16 protein-coding genes are annotated in these 17269 nt (G+C 62.6%); 6 read left to right on the top strand and 10 right to left on the bottom strand.

Features of this window, described 5'->3' with window-relative positions; all coding sequences use genetic code 11:
* Positions 1-280: 280 nt before the first annotated feature.
* Genes L6758_RS05450 through L6758_RS05460 form a run of 3 tightly spaced genes read right to left on the bottom strand, consistent with a single transcriptional unit; the run spans position 281 to position 2591 of the window.
* The gene (locus tag L6758_RS05450) at positions 281-754 is read right to left on the bottom strand and encodes a type II secretion system F family protein (protein WP_237204697.1); all 474 of its coding nucleotides are present in this window, start codon (positions 752-754) and stop codon (positions 281-283) included.
* Positions 754-1470 (bottom strand): type II secretion system F family protein, encoded by a 717-nt coding sequence (locus L6758_RS05455; protein WP_237204696.1) that lies wholly within the window; start codon positions 1468-1470, stop codon positions 754-756. The genes L6758_RS05450 and L6758_RS05455 overlap by 1 nt, the downstream gene beginning before the upstream one ends.
* A complete protein-coding gene (locus L6758_RS05460) occupies positions 1470-2591 on the bottom strand; it encodes a TadA family conjugal transfer-associated ATPase (RefSeq protein WP_237185059.1) in 1122 nt (373 codons plus the stop codon). Before L6758_RS05460 ends, L6758_RS05455 begins: the two co-directional genes overlap by 1 nt.
* Positions 2592-2704: 113 nt before the next feature.
* Between L6758_RS05460 and L6758_RS05465 the strand changes: the two genes are divergently transcribed.
* Positions 2705-4474: a bifunctional 3'-5' exonuclease/DNA polymerase gene (locus tag L6758_RS05465; protein ID WP_237204695.1), complete on the top strand. Its 1770-nt coding sequence runs from the start codon at positions 2705-2707 to the stop codon at positions 4472-4474.
* Between the two features lies 1 nt (position 4475).
* Here L6758_RS05465 and L6758_RS05470 read toward each other — a convergent pair whose 3' ends face one another.
* Positions 4476-5234: an NUDIX hydrolase gene (locus L6758_RS05470; RefSeq protein ID WP_237204694.1), complete on the bottom strand. Its 759-nt coding sequence runs from the start codon at positions 5232-5234 to the stop codon at positions 4476-4478.
* Positions 5227-6129, bottom strand: a complete 903-nt coding sequence (gene nth, locus L6758_RS05475; protein WP_237204806.1) for an endonuclease III — start codon at positions 6127-6129, stop codon at positions 5227-5229. Before nth ends, L6758_RS05470 begins: the two co-directional genes overlap by 8 nt.
* A gap of 179 nt (positions 6130-6308) precedes the next feature.
* Between nth and acs the strand changes: the two genes are divergently transcribed.
* From acs to L6758_RS05490, 3 genes are all read left to right on the top strand, one after another.
* Positions 6309-8246: an acetate--CoA ligase gene (gene acs / locus L6758_RS05480; RefSeq protein WP_237204693.1), complete on the top strand. Its 1938-nt coding sequence runs from the start codon at positions 6309-6311 to the stop codon at positions 8244-8246.
* 290 nt (positions 8247-8536) lie between these two features.
* Complete coding sequence (aroQ, locus tag L6758_RS05485) at positions 8537-8992, top strand: type II 3-dehydroquinate dehydratase (protein WP_237204692.1); 456 nt, start codon at positions 8537-8539, stop codon at positions 8990-8992.
* A gap of 9 nt (positions 8993-9001) precedes the next feature.
* Positions 9002-10042, top strand: coding sequence for an APC family permease (locus tag L6758_RS05490; protein WP_237204691.1), 1041 nt, complete (start codon positions 9002-9004; stop codon positions 10040-10042).
* Here the strand turns inward: L6758_RS05490 and L6758_RS05495 are convergent.
* The gene (locus L6758_RS05495) at positions 10039-11211 is read right to left on the bottom strand and encodes a MarP family serine protease (RefSeq protein WP_237204690.1); all 1173 of its coding nucleotides are present in this window, start codon (positions 11209-11211) and stop codon (positions 10039-10041) included. The genes L6758_RS05490 and L6758_RS05495 overlap by 4 nt on opposite strands.
* A 376-nt stretch (positions 11212-11587) precedes the next feature.
* On the opposite strand from L6758_RS05495, the gene L6758_RS05500 reads away from it, so the two are divergent.
* Complete coding sequence (locus L6758_RS05500) at positions 11588-12265, top strand: Crp/Fnr family transcriptional regulator (protein ID WP_083091991.1); 678 nt, start codon at positions 11588-11590, stop codon at positions 12263-12265.
* A gap of 110 nt (positions 12266-12375) precedes the next feature.
* Here L6758_RS05500 and L6758_RS05505 read toward each other — a convergent pair whose 3' ends face one another.
* The 4 genes from L6758_RS05505 to L6758_RS05520 form a co-directional block, all read right to left on the bottom strand.
* Positions 12376-13014: a hypothetical protein gene (locus tag L6758_RS05505; RefSeq protein WP_237218610.1), complete on the bottom strand. Its 639-nt coding sequence runs from the start codon at positions 13012-13014 to the stop codon at positions 12376-12378.
* A gap of 284 nt (positions 13015-13298) precedes the next feature.
* The gene (locus L6758_RS05510; protein WP_237204688.1) at positions 13299-14255 is read right to left on the bottom strand and encodes an NUDIX hydrolase; all 957 of its coding nucleotides are present in this window, start codon (positions 14253-14255) and stop codon (positions 13299-13301) included.
* The gene (locus tag L6758_RS05515; RefSeq protein ID WP_237194960.1) at positions 14248-14724 is read right to left on the bottom strand and encodes a RidA family protein; all 477 of its coding nucleotides are present in this window, start codon (positions 14722-14724) and stop codon (positions 14248-14250) included. The genes L6758_RS05510 and L6758_RS05515 overlap by 8 nt, the downstream gene beginning before the upstream one ends.
* Before the next feature lie 83 nt (positions 14725-14807).
* Positions 14808-15014 carry a DUF4177 domain-containing protein gene (locus tag L6758_RS05520; RefSeq protein WP_185174154.1) on the bottom strand — a complete coding sequence of 69 codons (207 nt, stop codon included), beginning with the start codon at positions 15012-15014 and terminating at the stop codon, positions 14808-14810.
* A gap of 121 nt (positions 15015-15135) precedes the next feature.
* Between L6758_RS05520 and L6758_RS05525 the strand changes: the two genes are divergently transcribed.
* Positions 15136-17265 carry a transglycosylase domain-containing protein gene (locus tag L6758_RS05525; protein WP_237204687.1) on the top strand — a complete coding sequence of 710 codons (2130 nt, stop codon included), beginning with the start codon at positions 15136-15138 and terminating at the stop codon, positions 17263-17265.
* Positions 17266-17269: the final 4 nt, after the last annotated feature.

Genomic DNA, 17269 nt, shown 5'->3' on the forward strand with positions numbered 1-17269 from the left:
CTTTCGGGTTTTCTCGGGCGAAGACGGGGTAAGGGGCGGGTTGAGGTGGTGAGAAAGACGCCGGGGCCTTCACCCGAGGTACCTGTAGCTTTCCAGTTGCCCGAGATAGCGTAAAGAGTAGTGTTACCTGTGGATAAGGGCAGCGGGCCTACTCTCCCGTCATTTCAGGTAGCAAAGCTCCCGGCCCCCTCGTCAGCGGTGCAGCCGTGACACCTTTATGACGCCCCGGCACCCTCCACTGGGTACCTGTGGACAACCTGTCCGTACCGCCTACCCGCTTCTAAAAAAGCACCGGAAACAGGGCAATGAGAACGGGTACCACCCCCAGGCAGATAAAGGACGGCAGCGAGCAGGCCCCCAGCGGCACCACCAGTTTGACGCTCAGCCGGGCAGCTGCCTTCTCGTAGGCCCGTTGCCGGTGGCGGCGCTGCCGCTGGGCCAGAACCCTCACCAGTTGGGCGCTCGGTGCACCCGTGCTCAGCGTCAGCCCCAGGGCCTCATACAGGCCTACGAGCCCCGGGGCAACCGGCTGCTCCCAGGCGTCCGCCCAGCTCTGCCCCTGATAGAGGCGCTCCACCACAGCGGTCAGCTCCGCCTCGTATCTTCCCTCTTCAAGCTGACCCAGCTGGTGCAGCACCGCAGGGATCGAAAGCCCTGCCGCGAGCATGGTCGCCGCCATATCCAGGTAGAGGGCAGCATCTAGTTCAGGAGCGGACGCCCGGGGCTGCTTCCCCGCTCTCGGTAAAGCCAGCATCACTGCCCCTCTTCCGCGCGACGAATCAGGCGGGCCGTCCAGCGGTTGCCGCACCAAGCCAGCGCCAGCCCCAGGCACCCAACGAAAGCCCCGGGAACTGAGCCTAGAAGCACCCCTAAGGGATCCGTACCCATCAAGATTCCCAGCCCCAACCCCACAAAAGGCAGCCAGGAAAGGATTCGCCCGGTAGCCCGCGGCCCACTCAAAGCCGTCTCCCGCTGCTGGCGAAGGTCAATTTCCGTCTCCAGGTAGCGGGCTAGGTGCTCAAACACCTGGGCGAGAGAGGCGCCCGTCCGCTCCCCCACCTGCCAGCAGGCTGCCACCCTGGCGGCTCCCTGCCTCACGCTCTCGCGCAGCTCAGCCTGCCCGGCAGCCTGCAGATACACACCGGCTAGGGGCAGGCCCTTCTGGGCTTGGGCGCTCGCGGTCTCAAAAAGCTGGGCCATCTGGGCCCGGGCACCTTCGAGGCCCTGCTGCTGGCGCGTGGACGGTCGCAGCTTTCCCACAAGTGCGAGCAAGCCGGATTTCTGCTCGGTGCGCCCCTCGCGCTCTAGCCCCACCAGATAGGCCGCTACGTGGGTGCAGGCCTGCGCCGGTGAGCACCCCGCGCGCAGCAGGGCGGCAAGACGCCAGATGGCGTCGGGCCATAGCTCCAGCTCTTCTAAGCCCACTGATTCGCTGCGGGCCCCAAGACTTTTCAGACTATCGACCGGCATCAGGCACCCACTCCCGTGCTCTGAGACAGCCCGGCTGCCTGCTGGAGCTCTTCACCACCGGGGTGCCAGCGCAGGTAGGTGCCGCGGCGGCGCGGCTCCACGGTACAGACCGGCTCAACGGCAAGGTTGTGCCCGCCTACCAGCCGATAAACCCCGCGTACTATACGGCGCTTGCCCTCGCGTTCAAGGTGCACAATATAATCCAGCGCCGTCGCAGCTTGCAGGGCCACAGCCTCGCTACTCACCCCCGCGAGAGCCCCCATAGCGTAGAGCCGGGCAGGCACAGACCCTGCGGAGTTAGCGTGCACCGTGGTACCGCTTCCGGAATGACCGGTATTCATGGCCGTCAGCATATCCATGACCTCAGCTCCGCGGCACTCGCCCACCACCAGCCGGCTGGGCCGCATACGAAGGGCCTGCCGAATCAGCTCGGCAAGCCCCACCTCGCCCTGCCCCTCGGCATTAGCAGCCCGGGCCTGCAGGCTCACGGTATGCGGGTGATCTAGTTGCAGTTCAGAGGTGTCTTCTACCAGCAGTAGCCGCTCACCGGCGTCCGCCTCCTGCAACAGGGCACCCAGCAGGGTGGTCTTGCCGGTCCCAGTTCCCCCGCTGACCAGCAGATTAGCCCGCGAGCGCACCAGCTGCCGCAGCACCTGTTCCAGGTCGCGCCCCATCATGCCGCGCTCTTGTAGTTGCCGTAAGGACGGGCGCTGAGCCGGTTGAAGGCGCAGGGAGAGCAGGGTGCCGGAGCGGCTCAGGGGTGGGAGCAGGGCGTGGATGCGGATTCCCTGCTGGGTTTGGACGTCGGCAGCCGGGTAGGCGTCGTCCAGACGGCCACCTGCCGATAGGATCAGCCGGGTGGCAAGTGCCCGGACGGCTTCATCGTCGGGGAAGGTAATAGCAGCCCGGTGCAGGGTACCTGCGGCCTCGTACCAGACATCCTGCGGGCCGTTGACGAAAATATCGGTCAGCCCTTCTCGGCTCACCAGGGGTGTGAGCGGGCCCAGGTCGGTCTCGGCAGGTTCTACCGCTAAGAGCGGCACATCATCGGGTAGGTCTGTGGGGGTCGGCTCAAAGAAACGGCGCCGCGATCGGCGCACACGCATCTCAGTATCGGGCATGGCTACCTTTCAGGGTAGGCCCCTGCCCCGGCATCTTTCTCTTGTCTCTCTTTATGCCACAGAAGAAGTGCCGTGTCTAGCCCTGTGAACAGCGCAAACGGCATAATAGAAAGATGTACATCGTGCTTGGCCCAGCGACCTCCCCCGGCGATACGCCCCTGTGGGAGGCTATTACGCTGAACGACACCGGCTCAGGCACCCACCGCACTTTCCCTTTCGCTAAGCTCCCCGACTTTGTGCGCGCGGTAGAGGCCCAAAACCCGCACCGGGTGATCCGCTGGGCCTGGGCGGACGCCCGCGAGCTCATGCCCGCCCTGCTGGCAGCTGGCGTCTCACCGGCGTCCTGCCACGATCTGCGCCTTGCCCAGCGAATTCTGCTCACCGCCGCCACCCGCGCCCAAAACCGGCTGCCCTACACACCCACCATCGACCTCACCCCCGAACCCGCGCCCCCGGCAGGAGTACTACCCGCCAGGCGGCAAATCAAGGGGCAAACCTCCCTCTTTGACGACCTGGGCCCAGCCTCCCCCGAACAGCACGAGGCAGCCGGGCCAACCGCGTCCGCCCTGCTCACCGAACTCCGCACCCAGCTAGAGGCCGTCGCCGCCTGCCCAGCCCCAGCTAGGCTCTCCCTCCTACTCGCCGCAGAATCCCAGGGCGCCCTCATCGCCGCCGAGATAAAGCACTACGGCATGCCCTGGAACCGCACCATCCACGAAAAAATCCTCGAACACGCCCTCGGTCCCCGCCCCGCAGGCTACGACCGCCCCTACAAGATGGAGCGCCTCGCCGCCCGCATCCGCGAAGAACTCGGTGCCCCCAGCCTCAACCCCGACTCACCCCAAGAAGTCCTCAAAGCCCTCCAGGCAGCCGGCCACTCGGTCACCTCTACCCGCAAATGGGAACTCACCGAATGGGCCAACGCCGTCCCCCACCTACGCGAAGAACGCTGGCAACTCGTCCGCCCCCTACTCGACTACAAACGCCTCGCCCGCCTCTACACCGCCAACGGCTGGAACTGGCTCGACACCTGGGTAACCAACAACCGCTTCCACCCCACCTACGAAGTTGGCTCCGCCGCCACCGGCCGCTGGGGCGGGCACGGCGGCGGCGCCATGCAAATACCCAAGGACGTCCGCCCCGCCATCCGCGCCGAAGAGGGCATGATGCTCACCGTCGCAGATGCCGCCCAAATCGAACCCCGCATCCTCGCCGTCATGAGCGGCGACCGCGCCCTCGCCGTCGCCGGACGCGGCACCGACCTCTACCTCGGCATCGCCCAGATTGGCGAACGCACCGGCAGCGTGCTCAACGACCGCTCCCACGCCAAAATCGCCCTACTGGCCGCCATGTACGGAGCCACCACCGGTGAAGGCGGGCAACTCATGCCCCACCTCAAAAAAATGTTCCCAGCCGCCATCGGCCTCACCGAACGCGCCGCCGACGTAGGTCTGCGCGGCGGGCAGGTCACCACTTATCTAGGGCGCACCTCCCCTGCTCCCTCCCACGCCTGGTTCCAAGCGCAACGCAACCAGGTCACCGCAGCCGACGAACGCGCCGCCCGCTCAGCCGCCCGCGCCCACAGCCGCTTCACCCGCAACTTCGTCATCCAGGGAACAGCCGCCGAATGGGCCATCATCTGGATGGCCCAAATCCGCAAACGCCTCCGCACCGAACGCCGCTTCGGCAAACGCATGCAAACCCGCCTGGTCTACTTCCTCCACGACGAAATCATGCTCTACGGGCCCATCGGCGAATCAGCCCGCGCCGCCGAAATCGTGCGCGAATCAGCGCAAGCCGCCGCCGAACTCATCTTCGGCCCCACCGACGTCGAATTCCCCGTCACCGTGGTCACCACCGACGACTACTCGCAGGCTAAATAGGCTAACTCCCAATTTCCCGGGTGCGCTTCTTATCCCAGGGCTCTTCCCAGCCCAGCTCTTCAAAGACCTGGGAGAGCAGGTTGCCGGTGAATCCCCAGATGGTAAAGGGGGCGAAGTCGCCGGTCACCTCAAAAGCCGGGGACTTGTGCCTAGTCCGGCCGCGAGTCACCGTCATCGTCAGCCGGTTAGCCGGGTTCAGCAGGTCTGCCACCGGCACGCGCACCACCAGGGTTGACTCGTTCCGGTCTACTGCCGCCACAGGGGTCGGTAGGTCCCACCAGCCCAGTACGGGAGTCACCCGGTAGTTACTCACCGGCAAATCAACCGCCGGGAGCTGACCCAGCAGTCGCACCCCCTCAGCCTGCAGACCGGTCTCTTCCACAGCCTCCCGCAGGGCAGCCACCTGCTGGACAGTTCGGCCGGTACGGGCTGCCTCGTCGTAGTCCTCAGGGTCGATCCGCCCGCCGGGCAGGGCAGGCTGGCCGGCATGGTGACGCAAGGAGTCCGACCGCACCAGCACTAACAGGTCAAGGTCCGACGCAACCGTGCCGCACCCGGTATTCTGCGCCGGAGCCTCATCAAGCACCCCCATCAGCACCAGCACAGCGGCCTCTTTAACGGTGCCCGGGTCCATCTGCCCAATCGGCCACGAATCCTCGGGACGCACAATACTCGGGGCCCGCTCCGCCAACTCCTGCAGGGCCACTAGGGCGGGGTGCTGCCCCGCTTTCTCTTCCCCGAACATCTCTTCCCTAGGCACTGAGCGTCCACCCCTCTTCCCGCAGCTGACGACGGGTAGCGCCCTGCACAAAACGCAGGTGCAGGCGCTCACGCCCCGGGGCCATCTCGTACTTGAGCAGTTTCTCTGCCGCTACCGGGTCGGTTTCACCGGCGCCGTAAGCCGGGCAAAGATCGGCAACGGGGCAGGCCCCGCAGGCCGGTTTTTGGGCATGGCAGATTCGGCGACCGTGGTAGACCAGGCGGTGGGAAAGCTGGGTCCAGTCCTTGGGTTCAAAGAGTTCGGCGACGTCGCGCTCGACCTTAACGGGGTCTTCTTCGGTGGTGAAGCCAAAGCGGCGGGCTAGGCGGCCGAAGTGGGTATCAACGGTGATTCCCGGCTTGTCAAAGGCGTTACCCAGCACGACGAAAGCGGTCTTCCGCCCCACACCGGGGAGTTTGACGAGGTCCTCCAGGGTAGCTGGTACCTGCCCGCGGTGGTCTGCCACCAGCTGGGCTGCCAGATTCACGATCGCTTTGGCCTTGGAGCGGTAGAAGCCTAGGGGCCGCACGATGTCTTCTACGTCTTCGATTCGTGCCGACGCCAGCGCCTCCGCATCGGGGTAGCGGGCGAAAAGTTCGGGGGTGGTGGCGTTGACGCGCACGTCGGTGGTTTGGGCCGAAAGGACGGTAGCCACCAGGAGCTCGAAGGGGTTATCGAAGTCGAGTTCAGCTACAGCGTAGGGGTAGGTTTCCCCCAAGATACGGTTGATTTTGCGGGCGCGACGGGTCAGCGCTAGAGGGCTCTCGGTTTCGCCGCGAGCTGCTGCGCGGGCGTACTTACGGGCGGACGCGCGCGCCTTGGGCTCGGGTACAGAACGGGTTTCGAGCTGGGCGAGCTCGTCAGGGCTAAGAGGTACATCGGCATGTAGGGGCATATACCCAAGCCTACCGCCGCCCGTCCTTGCGGTACCCGGGTTAGCTGCCACCGGCGTCCTGATTTCGCGTAACACGAACGCACAAATTTGTGACTAGCACTACAGGGTGCGCTAAGGTGAGAAAAAGTCCGTTTGTGGCGCACATCAATGACGCGCCCCACAGAAAAGGAAGGCACACCATGACCGACACCCAGGACGTCTTCGCCCCCAGCGCCGAGTTCTCAGCCCAGGCCAACGCCCAACCCGGCATCTACGAAGAAGCCAAAGAAAAAGGCACCGAATTTTGGGCAGAACAGGCCCGCAACCTGCTCACCTGGTACAAGCCCTTCACCGAAACCCTCGACTGGTCCAACCCGCCCTTCGCCAAGTGGTTCGCAGACGGCGAGCTCAACGCCTGCTACAACGCCGTAGACCGCCATGTCGAAGCAGGTAACGGCGACCGCACCGCCATCCTTTTTGAGGGCGAGCCCGGCGACACCAAGTCCTACACCTACGCAGAACTCAAGGACGAGGTCTCCCGCGTAGCCAACGGCATTGAATCCCTGGGTGTTTCTAAGGGCGACCGCGTTGCTATCTACATGCCCATGATTGCCGAAGCTGTGATCGCTATGCTGGCCTGCGCCCGCATCGGCGCTGTGCACTCCGTCGTCTTCGGCGGCTTCTCAGCCGACGCCCTGCTCTCCCGCATCGAGGACGGCGAAGCCAAGCTGGTCATCACCGCCGACGGCTCCTTCCGCCGCGGCAAGCCCTCCATGCTCAAGCCCGCCGTCGACACCGCCCTGGCCAAGGGTGGCTCCTCGGTTGAAAAGGTGCTGGTCGTCAAGCGCAATGGCGAAGACATCAACTGGGTTGAGGGCCGCGACGTCTGGTGGCACGAGCTGGTTGCCGAGCAGTCCACCGAGCACGAGCCCTCCCATCAGAACGCCGAAGACCCCCTCTTCATCCTCTACACCTCCGGCACCACCGGTAAGCCCAAGGGTATTCTGCACACCACCGGCGGCTACCTCACCCAGGGTGCTTTCACCCACAAGAACATCTTCGACCTCAAGCCCGAGACCGACATCTACTGGTGCACCGCCGACGTCGGCTGGGTCACCGGCCACTCCTACGTCGCCTACGGCCCCCTGGTCAACGGCTCCACCCAGGTCATCTACGAAGGCACCCCCGATGCCCCGCACCGCGGCCGCTTCTGGGAAATCGTGCAGAAGTACGGGGTGACCATCATGTACACCTCCCCCACCGCTATTCGCACCATGATGAAGTGGGGCGAGGACATCCCCGCCCAGTACGACCTCTCCACCCTGCGCGTGCTCGGCACCGTGGGTGAAGCCATCAACCCCGAAGCCTGGCGCTGGTTCCACCGCGTCATTGGCGGCGGCAAGTGCCCCATCGTCGACACCTGGTGGCAGACCGAAACCGGCGCTATTATGGTCTCCCAGCTGCCCGGCATCACCGCAGCTAAGCCCGGTAGCGCCCAGCAGCCCATCCCCGGCATCACCATCGACGTGGTGGACGATTTGGGCGAGTCCCTGCCCAACGAGCAGTCCGGCTTCCTGACCATCCGTGAGCCCTGGCCCTCCATGCTCCGCACCATCTGGGGCGACGACGACCGCTTCGTCGACACCTACTGGTCCCGCTTCGACAAGATGTACTTCGCCGGTGACGGCGCCAAGCGCGACGCCGACGGCGACCTCTGGGTTCTGGGCCGTGTGGACGACGTCATGAACGTCTCCGGCCACCGCCTCTCCACCCCCGAGATTGAATCAGCTCTGGTCTCCCACCCCGCCGTCGCCGAAGCAGCGGTTGTTGGTGCAGCCGACGAGACCACCGGCCAGGCCGTCATGGCCTTCGTCATCCTCAACGACGAAGCCAAGGCAGCAGGGCACGACGAGACCGAGCTGGCAGAGCAGATTCGTGCTCACGTGGGCGTCGAAATCTCCCCGATTGCCAAGCCCAAGCGCGTGCTGATTGTGGATGATTTGCCCAAGACCCGCTCCGGCAAGATCATGCGCCGTCTGCTTAAGGACGTCGCCGAAGACCGCCCGGTCGGCGACACCACCACCCTGGCAGACCCCACCGTCATGGAAGCTATCGAGGCTAACTTCAAGAAGGGTTAGCAGCGCGACACAACAGGATGAGGCTTATTCATTAGGGTAGGTGGAGCAGGCTCACAGCGAAGCTGCTGGCTCGGCGGCTGGCGTGAATCGCCTTGTGAGCGAAGCGAACCAGGCGAGAGGGTCGGCAGCGAGCGTGAGCCTGCGGAACCCCCTTATGAATAAGCCTCTATGTGAGGCACGCATGCCCCACATCCATCGAAGTGAATATTCTTGACTAAACGCCCGCCCCATTGCGCTCCATCTATGGCGCAAGCTGGAGGCGGGCGTTTTCGTGTGAAAAACTAGAACCTATGGCAACACCACAGACTGCACCACGACATATCTCCGTGATCAACGGCCCCAACCTCAACCTGCTCGGCGTGCGCAAACCCGAGATTTACGGGCGCACCACCCTAGCCGACATCGAAGCAACCCTGCGCGTCCAAGCCGCCGAGCTGGGCTACGAGATCAGCTTCATGCAGTCCAACCACGAGGGCGACCTCATCGATGCAATCCAGGCAGCCCGTACCGCGTCCGCCGGTATCATCATCAACCCGGCCGCCTACACCCACACCTCTGTGGCCCTGCACGACGCCCTCGAAGCGGCCGAGCTGCCCGTTGTCGAAGTGCATCTCTCTAACGTGCACAAGCGGGAGCCCTTCCGCCACCACTCCTATGTTTCTCCCCAGGCGACCGCCGTCATTGCCGGTGCCGGGGCCCAGGGCTACGAGCTAGCCCTAGCCTTTCTAGCCCGTCACCTAGGCTAGCCCGGTACGATGGCCGCCCAACCTCAGGCAAAGCTCTCCCTGACCGACGCCGTCTATATCGGCGCCGGCTCCATGATTGGAGCAGGCCTCTTTGCCGCTTATCTGGCACCGGGCTATGAAAAGCTCCTGGCTATCGCCGCAGTTGCTGCCCTCACCGCCGTCAACTACAGGGGTATCACCCGTACCGCAGTCCTCACTAAAATCCTGGTCACTGTGGTGTTCCTGGCCCTGGCCGTCTTTTTCGGTGCGGTTCTACTCGGGGTAGCTCCAGCCCCCGCAGCAATTGCTGCCAGCGCAGGGAGCGGGGCGGGAGCGTCCGCCGCCATGGGCCCGGTGACAACTATCTACGGGGTGATGCAGGGCGCTGGCCTGCTCTTCTTTGCCTTCGCCGGCTACGCCCGTATTGCCACCATGGGGTCAGAGGTCAAAGACCCCGCCCGCACCATTCCGCGGGCTATCATCATTGCCCTGACGCTGGTGGGCACCCTGTACCTGCTAGTTGCCCTCGCGCTCATCCACCAGCTGGGTTATGCGGGCTTGGCGAGAACGTCCGCCCCGCTGGCTGCGGCGGTAGGGTCGTCCGCACCCCTGAGCGCCCTCCTGGGTGTCGCGGCTTCCATCGGTGCGCTCGGGGTATTGCTGGCCCTCATCACGGGTATCGGCCGCACCGGCCAAGCTATGGCCTCCAATCGCGACCTTCCTACCTATTTTGCCCACCTGCACCCGGTCTACGGGGTACCCTACCGGCTAGAAATCACCGTAGCGGTTGCTGTCACCGCCCTGATTCTGCTCTTTGATGTGCGCGGCGCTATCGGCTTTTCGTCTTTCGGGGTGCTGCTCTACTACTGTGTAGCCAACCTGGCAGCCTATACCCAGACAGGCTCCTACCGCCGTTACCCCCGCGCCCTGCAGGCTGCTGGGGCGGCTGGTTGCTGCCTGGTGGTGGGGACGCTGCCTCCCATCTCCATCGCTGGCGGGCTACTTTTGCTGGGGGTGGGGCTAGCGGTTTATCTTCTGTACGCCCGCCCCACCCAGATCGCCCATCCTTAGCTGGGCACGCACTGGCCGGTAGCAACCGCCGGTGAAGCGGCATTGACCTGGGTTAGAGCCTCAAGAATATGCGCTGCCGGTACGGCATAGCCTGTCTGGCTCTGGGTTGACTTGGCAAAGACCATAGCCATGACCTGCCCGTCCTCGGTGAGCACAGGCCCGCCGGAGTTACCCTGCTGCACCTGAGCAGCAAGCTGATAGACCAGGCGGGAGGGGTTAGTTTCACCTGTTTGTGAATTGATGGTTTGGGTGTAACCCAACCCCTGAACTATTGCAGCCCGGCTGGCGAAGGGGCCGCCGCCCGGGTAGCCCATAAAGGCAACTTCAGTGTCCGAAGCGACCTCAGCTTCGTTCAGGGTCAGTGGGGCTAGGGCCAGGTCGGGAGCACTGATAATCGCGATATCGCGTTCGGTGTCGTAGTAGACCACATCGCCCGTTGCAGCCTGACCGTCGCGGCTCAGCAGGGTAGGGGTGCTCACGCCCGCAACCACGTGCGCGTTGGTCACGACCAGGCCGCCGTCCACCACGAAACCCGAACCCTCAGATGTGTAATTACAAGCCTGGGCTGCACCCACAACCTGCACCACCGACCAGCCAGCTTCTTCCAGCGCAGCTGTTTCAAGGGTGCCGAGCGGAGCGGACTGCTCGGGGTAAAGCAGCTGAGAAATCTCGGGCAGACCGGTGGCCTGCACAATCTGGCCGCGGATTTCGGTGACCTTCTCCTGGGCGGACGCCGGGGTCACCTGCATCATCCAGGTCACCACCTTAGATTCCGCGGTGAGGGCAGTAACTGCTGGGATACCCAGGGGGCGGACGACCAGCACCACGGTCACGATGACCAGCGAGGCCAGCACCATGTTGAGAACACCGCCAGCAAGTCGTTCTAGGCCGCGCAGGGGTGTGCGGTCGCTTGCCCTGCGGATTGCGCTACCCAGGGTCATACCCAGGGTCTGCCCCAGCACCAGGCAGGCGAGCACTGTACCCAGTCCGGCAAGAAGGTACCAGCGCGAATTGACCTGGTTGATTACCCAGGGGGTGGCGTAGATAGCGGCAACTGCGCCCAGCACGAAACCTACAAAGGTACCAAGGGTGACAAAGAGGCCCTGCCGTACACCGGCTAAAAAGTAGAGGGCAATAATAGCGATAATGACCCAGTCAAGTACGGTCATGACTCTCCATTCAACGGGGAAGGCTGAGCAGGCCGGGTTCCGGCACCTATCGCTACAGCAAGACACACCGCAGCAGATAGTGCAGCCCCTGTCGATGTTCAGCCCTCACAGGAATACCACAGCCTACACTCCCAACCTGAAAAAATAGGCGGAAACCAGGGAAAAATTCTCGGTGAAGCCGTCTATCCCCGCGGTCTTTGGGTATCGAAAGCACCAAATATCCTGTAGGCTCGTAATAGTTGAATAAGTCACAGATAAAAGTGCTGTGTGATGAACTAGGCAAAGACTATGCTTAGAAGTCTGCCCACCCTGTACGTACAGGGCACCGCACTCGAATCGCCCTTTAGATCCACCATTTCAGGAGTAAAAGAGAACCATGGATATTGAAGTACTACGCCGTGCTCCGCTGTTCGCTTCACTCGACGACGAAGCCTTTGCAGCACTGACCGAAGACATCACCGAAGTTGACCTTTCACGCGGTGCTACCCTCTTCTACGAAGGCGACCAGGGCGATCAGCTCTACTTTGTTATCTCAGGCAAGATGAAGCTGGGCCGCACCGCTTCCGACGGCCGTGAGAACCTGGTAGCTATCATGGGCCCCGGCGAAATCTTCGGTGAGATGGCCCTGTTTGACCCCTCACCCCGTTCAACCAGCGCAACCGCTGTTTCTGAGACCCGCCTGGCCGGTGTGAAGCACGAGTCCCTGCGCAAGGCTATGGAGAAGTCCCCCAATATCTCCGCTCAGGTTCTGCAGGCTCTGGCCCGCCGTCTGCGCCGCACCAACGAGAACCTAGCCGACCTGGTCTTCTCAGACGTACCCGGTCGCGTTGCCAAGGCTCTGCTTGACCTGGCTGACCGCTTCGGCCGTCCCGCCACCGACGGTGTGCTGGTTGCCCACGAACTGACCCAGGAAGAGCTGGCCCAGCTGGTCGGCGCTTCCCGTGAGACCGTCAACAAGGCTCTGGCCGAGTTCGTTTCCCGCGGCTGGATCCGTCTGGAAGCTCGCGCTGTGGTCATCCTCGACCTGCAGCGTCTGCGCCAGCGCTCCCGCTAAGGTGGGGCGGGCGTCCTGCCTGCTCTCAACACTCTAAAACCGGGTGGTCAGCTCTAGCTGACCACCCGGTTTTTTGCACCTACACGGGGGCAGGGGGCGGACGCCGGTGGTTAGCGGGTCTGCCAGGTGAGCCCGTTATCTGCGCTGGTCAGCAGTGTGGCTCCTTCGGCACGGGCTTGGCAGTAGACCAGGACTGTCTCGCTGAGGCGCTGGTGACCGCAGAGCTCTAGGGATTTGGCTCCGACCGTAGAGATTTTTCCGCCCATGAGCCAGTGGCCCTGGTCTGGGCTGAAAGTTGCGGCGTAGATGTCGTTGCTGTTGGCCAGAACCAGGCCGAAGGTTCCGCTCTCGTCGATGTCGGTGACGTTTTCAGCCTCAACCGGGGTAAGCGGAGCAGGAGTATAGGGTTGGCCGATGGACTCGGGGGCAGACGTGGGGGCCTCCGCGGGCACCTGGACGTCGCCCAGGTTGCCCGGTGGGGTTGAGGTACCCCCGGGGTCGTGGCTTTTGGGCCAGCAGTCAGAGGTTCCCCCAAGGTCACGAGCAAAGATGAGGTTGACCTGTTGCGCCTCCCTGCAATAGTCACGGTCTAGGCCCACGGGGAACTGGTAGTAGGTTTTCCCCTCATCTTCATAGCGAATCCAACCGGTACTGAAGACCAGAACGATGAAGAAAAGAAAAGTCATCATCAGGGCAAAAGCGCTTACCAGCAAGAGCAGAAGCCCTTGGGCAAACCAGGTGGTCAGCAAGACCAGGGTGCTGCTTCTGGCCCCGTCTGGCTGGGGGATTTTTCCCAGGCTCTTGAGGATATAGGCAGTTCCACACACCAGTAAAGTAAGGGACGCCAGGTAAGAGAGCCCCAGGCAGATCAAGCCTAGCCCTGGGATAAGTTGTAGCCCCAAGGCGCCCAGCCCCAAGCGTCCACCGATAATAGCCACCAGTAGCAAGCAGGCCCCCAGGGTCGCCCATCTGGTAAGTCTCTGCGAGAACGAGATGGGTACTGAACTGGGGGCCTGATGCTTGCGGGGCACGGCTAGACCTTTTTCTCCTGCACTGCCAAGTAGCAGGTGCCGGCGGCGTCCTGCTTAACCTCGGGCAGGTAGAGGGAAACCTGGCGTCGCTTAGCCAGGAAGGCAACCGCCCCAGAGGCCGCAGCGAGCTGTTCCAGCAGGTACATGACGCCGGGGGTCACCAGCTCCTGGAAGGGCACCCCGACGGTGTCGTCCTGCCCGATTTCGTTACCGAGTTCCATACTCATGGGGTGGGCAACCAGCTCACGCACGCTGACCCAGCGCCCCCAAATTCCCTTCCCGGCGAGCAGGGAGGGGTTCTGCCCCACCGGCACCGCGCAGGTGAAATAGTGAATGTCGTAGCGCTTGTGGAAGAAGCCCGGGGACTGCCAGCGGGCTAGGGGCTTGAGCAGGTCGGCGCGGATTTTGAGGTCGCGGCGTTCCAGGTAGTCAGCAAAGGTTTTATCCTGCTGGGCTACGGCCAGGCGGGAGGCCATGCACTCGTGCCCGCTGGTGAGCTCGATGGTCGAGAGCTCGCCGCTGCCAGCTAAGAGCACGCCGGTCTCTTCAAAGAGCTCACGCACCGCAGTGACCACGGCAGCGTTAGCTGCTCCCAGGTCGTCCTCGCTGAAGGCCTTGGCCCAGTAGTCGCCGCTGGGGCCCACCCAGCCGATGGGGGCGGCGTCCTCGGGCACGCCCAGGCCGCCGGGGAAGGCAACCCGGCCCATAGGGGATTTCACCCGGTAGGTCATAAAGGTTTCAGGACCCGAAGCGCCGTCGCGCACAAAAACGACCGCGGCGGCAGGCTTAGCCGCGCACGGTGTACAGTCCCCCTCATTGAGCCAGGTACGGGCGGAATCCTGCTGGCTTGACGGGATGGGGTGGGTTTTGGGGGCCGGAGCCGCCGCCGAGACATAGGGGGCGGACGCCGGCGGCGGCACCCGCTTGAGGGCGCCGGTATACATGGGTTGGCTAGGCATATTCCACGATGATTTCAACTTCTACCGGGGAGTCCAGCGGTAGTACCGGCACGCCAACGGCTGAGCGGGCGTGCACGCCTGCCTCGCCAAAGACCTCGCCCAGAAGCAGGGAGGCTCCGTTGATGACGGCGGGCTGGCCGGTGAAGGAGGGATCTGATGAAACGAAGCCGACCACCTTGACCACGCGGGTAACGCGGTCAAGATCGCCGATAACGGACTTGACGGCAGCCAGGGCGTTCAGAGCTGAGAGGCTAGCCAGCTTCTGGGCGGTCTCGGGGTCTACAAAGCCTTCGGCACCGGAGTCTGATACCTTACCGGTGGCGGGCAGCTCGCCCTTAACGAAAGGCAGCTGGCCCGAGGTGTAGACGTAGTTACCGCTGGTGACGGCAGGAACATAGGCGGCTACCGGGGCTGCCAGATCGGGCAGGTCGTAGCCAAGTTCTTTGAGGCGGTCTTCAATCTTTGACACGGTATACCTTCTTGAAAAGCAATGTTTTAGGGGCAAAAACCGGGCTCAAGGCCTAAGCCTGAACCCGGTTCTGGTCTGATTATTTAGTTGCTAGCCTTCTTGCGCTTGAAGTAGGCGATTGGATTGCCCTGAGTGGGAGCAACCATGTTCCCAGCGGGGGTAGCACCGCTGGGAGCGGGGGCACCGGGGAGCACGGTAACGAGCTCCCAGCCGTCTTCACCCCAGTTATCGAGGATCTGCTTGGTTGCGTGAATCATCAGGGGCACTGTTGCGTATTCCCATTTTTCCATAGCACCAAGCCTAGACCACCGGGGCTAAAAAGACGACTCCCACACCGCTCACAGGTTTTTCATGGGCTGCTGTGACATGCACTCCGGTGCATTTTCCGCCCTGAGCCGATAAACTGATGCAATGGCTTCTTCAAAGAATGTGCGAAAGAGGCGCCGCAGCCCCGGCGACCTTGTTCAGTTTATTGCGCTGAGCATCATTGCTGGTTTCATTGCGGCGCTGATTATGGTGCCACCGACGACTGCTGTCAGCGCATCTATTAATGCGTCTATGAACTGGTTCAAGAGTCTACCCGCGACCCTCAGCGACGGCCCACGTTCACAGCCGTCTGTTATCTACGCGAATGACGGTAAAACCGAGCTGGCGTCCTACTACGCTCAGAACCGCACCGATGTGGCGCTGGATGACATCTCCCAGCACATGAAAGACGCAATTCTTTCGTCCGAAGACCGCAACTTCTACGACCACGGCGCGGTTTCCCCCATGGGTATCGCCCGTGCTCTGGTCAATAACATCATCAACCCGAACGCCCGTCAGGGCGCCTCAACCCTAACCCAGCAGTACGTCAACAACCTGCTCATTGACGCTGCTGAACAGTCGGGCGAAGAGGCTTCCACTTTGGGGGCCAACAAGGACTACCTTGACAAGGTCAAGGAAATCAAGCTGGCTATTTCGATGGAGCAGAACCTCTCGAAAGACGAAATTCTTGAGGGCTACCTGAACATCATTAATATGGGCGGCTCCAACTATGGCGTAGAGGCAGCAGCCTACTACTACTGGGGTATCTCTGCTTCAGAGCTCAGCATCTCCCAGTCAGCTATCCTGGCGGGCATGGTGGTCTCCCCTAACATTTACCGCCCCGATGTGAACCCTCAGCTGGCAAAGGAGCGCCGTGACGTGGTGCTGGGTACCATGTTCCGTGATGGAAAGATCACCGAAGAAGAGTACTCAGATGCCCTCAACGAAGAGATCTCCCTCGATATTCACACCACCCCCATGGGCTGCTCCACCGCCGGTGACTTCGCACATTTCTGCTACTACGCAGTAACCGACTTCCTGAATGACGAGACTTACGGCGCAACCGAGGATGATCGCACCAACGCCCTCTACCGTGGTGGCTACAAAATCGTCACCACCGTTGATGCCGATGCCCAGAAGGACGCCAAGACCCAGGTTGAGGCCACCCAGCCTTCCACCAACAACCCCGATCGCGTCAGCGCCGCTCTCGTTTCTGTTGCCCCCGGTAGTGGCAAGATCATTGCCATGGCCCAGAACTCTGGCTACGGAAACTCTGAAGAAACCGACTTCGCCGATAACTTCTACAACTACAACGTGGGTGTGTCCCACGGCGGCACCTCTGGCTTCCAGCCCGGTTCAGCCTTCAAGGCCGTGCTTCTAGCCCAGTGGATTAAGGACGGCAAGGGCGTCAACGCTACCATTGACGGAACCTCCCTAAACTACCCCAAGGACTTCCGCTGGCCCGCTAGCTGCGAGCCGGGCGGCTACGTCCTGTCTGAAGACGAAGACGGTTATGTCTTCACCAACGCAGAAGGCGGCAATCTGGGCTGGGGTACCGTAGCTTTCGGTATTAAGTACTCCTTCAACGCCTATGCCGTCAAAATGGCCTCCGAGACCGATGCCTGCGCGATTAACGACATGCGCGCCAAGCTCCGCATCACCGACGGTAACGGGGCAGACCCCTATTCCATCACCCGCCCCGCCTACCTGCTGGGTGGTTGGCCCCATGGTACCACCCCGCTGATTATGGCTTCGGCCTACGCCACTTTTGCCAGCGGCGGCACCTACTGCGAGCCTGTTTCGCTGGAGAAGGTCAGCAAGGGCGATACCGAGGTCAAGACCTATGAGTCCACCTGTGAGCGCGTACTTGAAGAGGACGTTGCCAACGGCGTGAACTACGTACTCAAGCAGGTTCTGGTGGACGGCTCGGGTTACCAGCGCGGTATTGGCCTGACCGATGCGTCCGCCGCTAAAACCGGTACCACCGATAACTCTGCCCAGACCTGGACCGTAGGGTACACGCGCGGCCTTTCCACCGCATCATGGGTGGGCAGCATGGAAAACACCTCTCGCCCCCTCAACGGCCTTTCCATCAACGGTAGAGTTCTGGACTACGTGGACGGTGCCACCTACGCAGCTGCCCAGTGGCAGAAGTTCATGCAGGCCCAGGCTAAGAACTACAACACCGATAAGTTCGATACCCCCTCGAACACGGTTCTTGGTACTAACCAGTAAGGAC

The organism is Rothia nasimurium (genome assembly GCF_928382285.1).
Lineage (GTDB): Bacteria > Actinomycetota > Actinomycetes > Actinomycetales > Micrococcaceae > Rothia > Rothia nasimurium_E.

Coding starts and splice junctions, on each gene's coding strand:
- L6758_RS05500 (WP_083091991.1), top strand. CDS start 11,588: ATGGATATTGAAGTACTACGCCGTGCTCCGCTGTTCGCTTCACTCGAC.
- aroQ (WP_237204692.1), top strand. CDS start 8,537: ATGGCAACACCACAGACTGCACCACGACATATCTCCGTGATCAACGGC.
- nth (WP_237204806.1), bottom strand. CDS start 6,129: ATGCCCCTACATGCCGATGTACCTCTTAGCCCTGACGAGCTCGCCCAG.
- L6758_RS05525 (WP_237204687.1), top strand. CDS start 15,136: ATGGCTTCTTCAAAGAATGTGCGAAAGAGGCGCCGCAGCCCCGGCGAC.
- L6758_RS05460 (WP_237185059.1), bottom strand. CDS start 2,591: ATGCCCGATACTGAGATGCGTGTGCGCCGATCGCGGCGCCGTTTCTTT.
- acs (WP_237204693.1), top strand. CDS start 6,309: ATGACCGACACCCAGGACGTCTTCGCCCCCAGCGCCGAGTTCTCAGCC.
- L6758_RS05490 (WP_237204691.1), top strand. CDS start 9,002: ATGGCCGCCCAACCTCAGGCAAAGCTCTCCCTGACCGACGCCGTCTAT.
- L6758_RS05455 (WP_237204696.1), bottom strand. CDS start 1,470: ATGCCGGTCGATAGTCTGAAAAGTCTTGGGGCCCGCAGCGAATCAGTG.
- L6758_RS05510 (WP_237204688.1), bottom strand. CDS start 14,255: ATGCCTAGCCAACCCATGTATACCGGCGCCCTCAAGCGGGTGCCGCCG.
- L6758_RS05450 (WP_237204697.1), bottom strand. CDS start 754: ATGCTGGCTTTACCGAGAGCGGGGAAGCAGCCCCGGGCGTCCGCTCCT.
- L6758_RS05465 (WP_237204695.1), top strand. CDS start 2,705: ATGTACATCGTGCTTGGCCCAGCGACCTCCCCCGGCGATACGCCCCTG.
- L6758_RS05495 (WP_237204690.1), bottom strand. CDS start 11,211: ATGACCGTACTTGACTGGGTCATTATCGCTATTATTGCCCTCTACTTT.
- L6758_RS05520 (WP_185174154.1), bottom strand. CDS start 15,014: ATGGAAAAATGGGAATACGCAACAGTGCCCCTGATGATTCACGCAACC.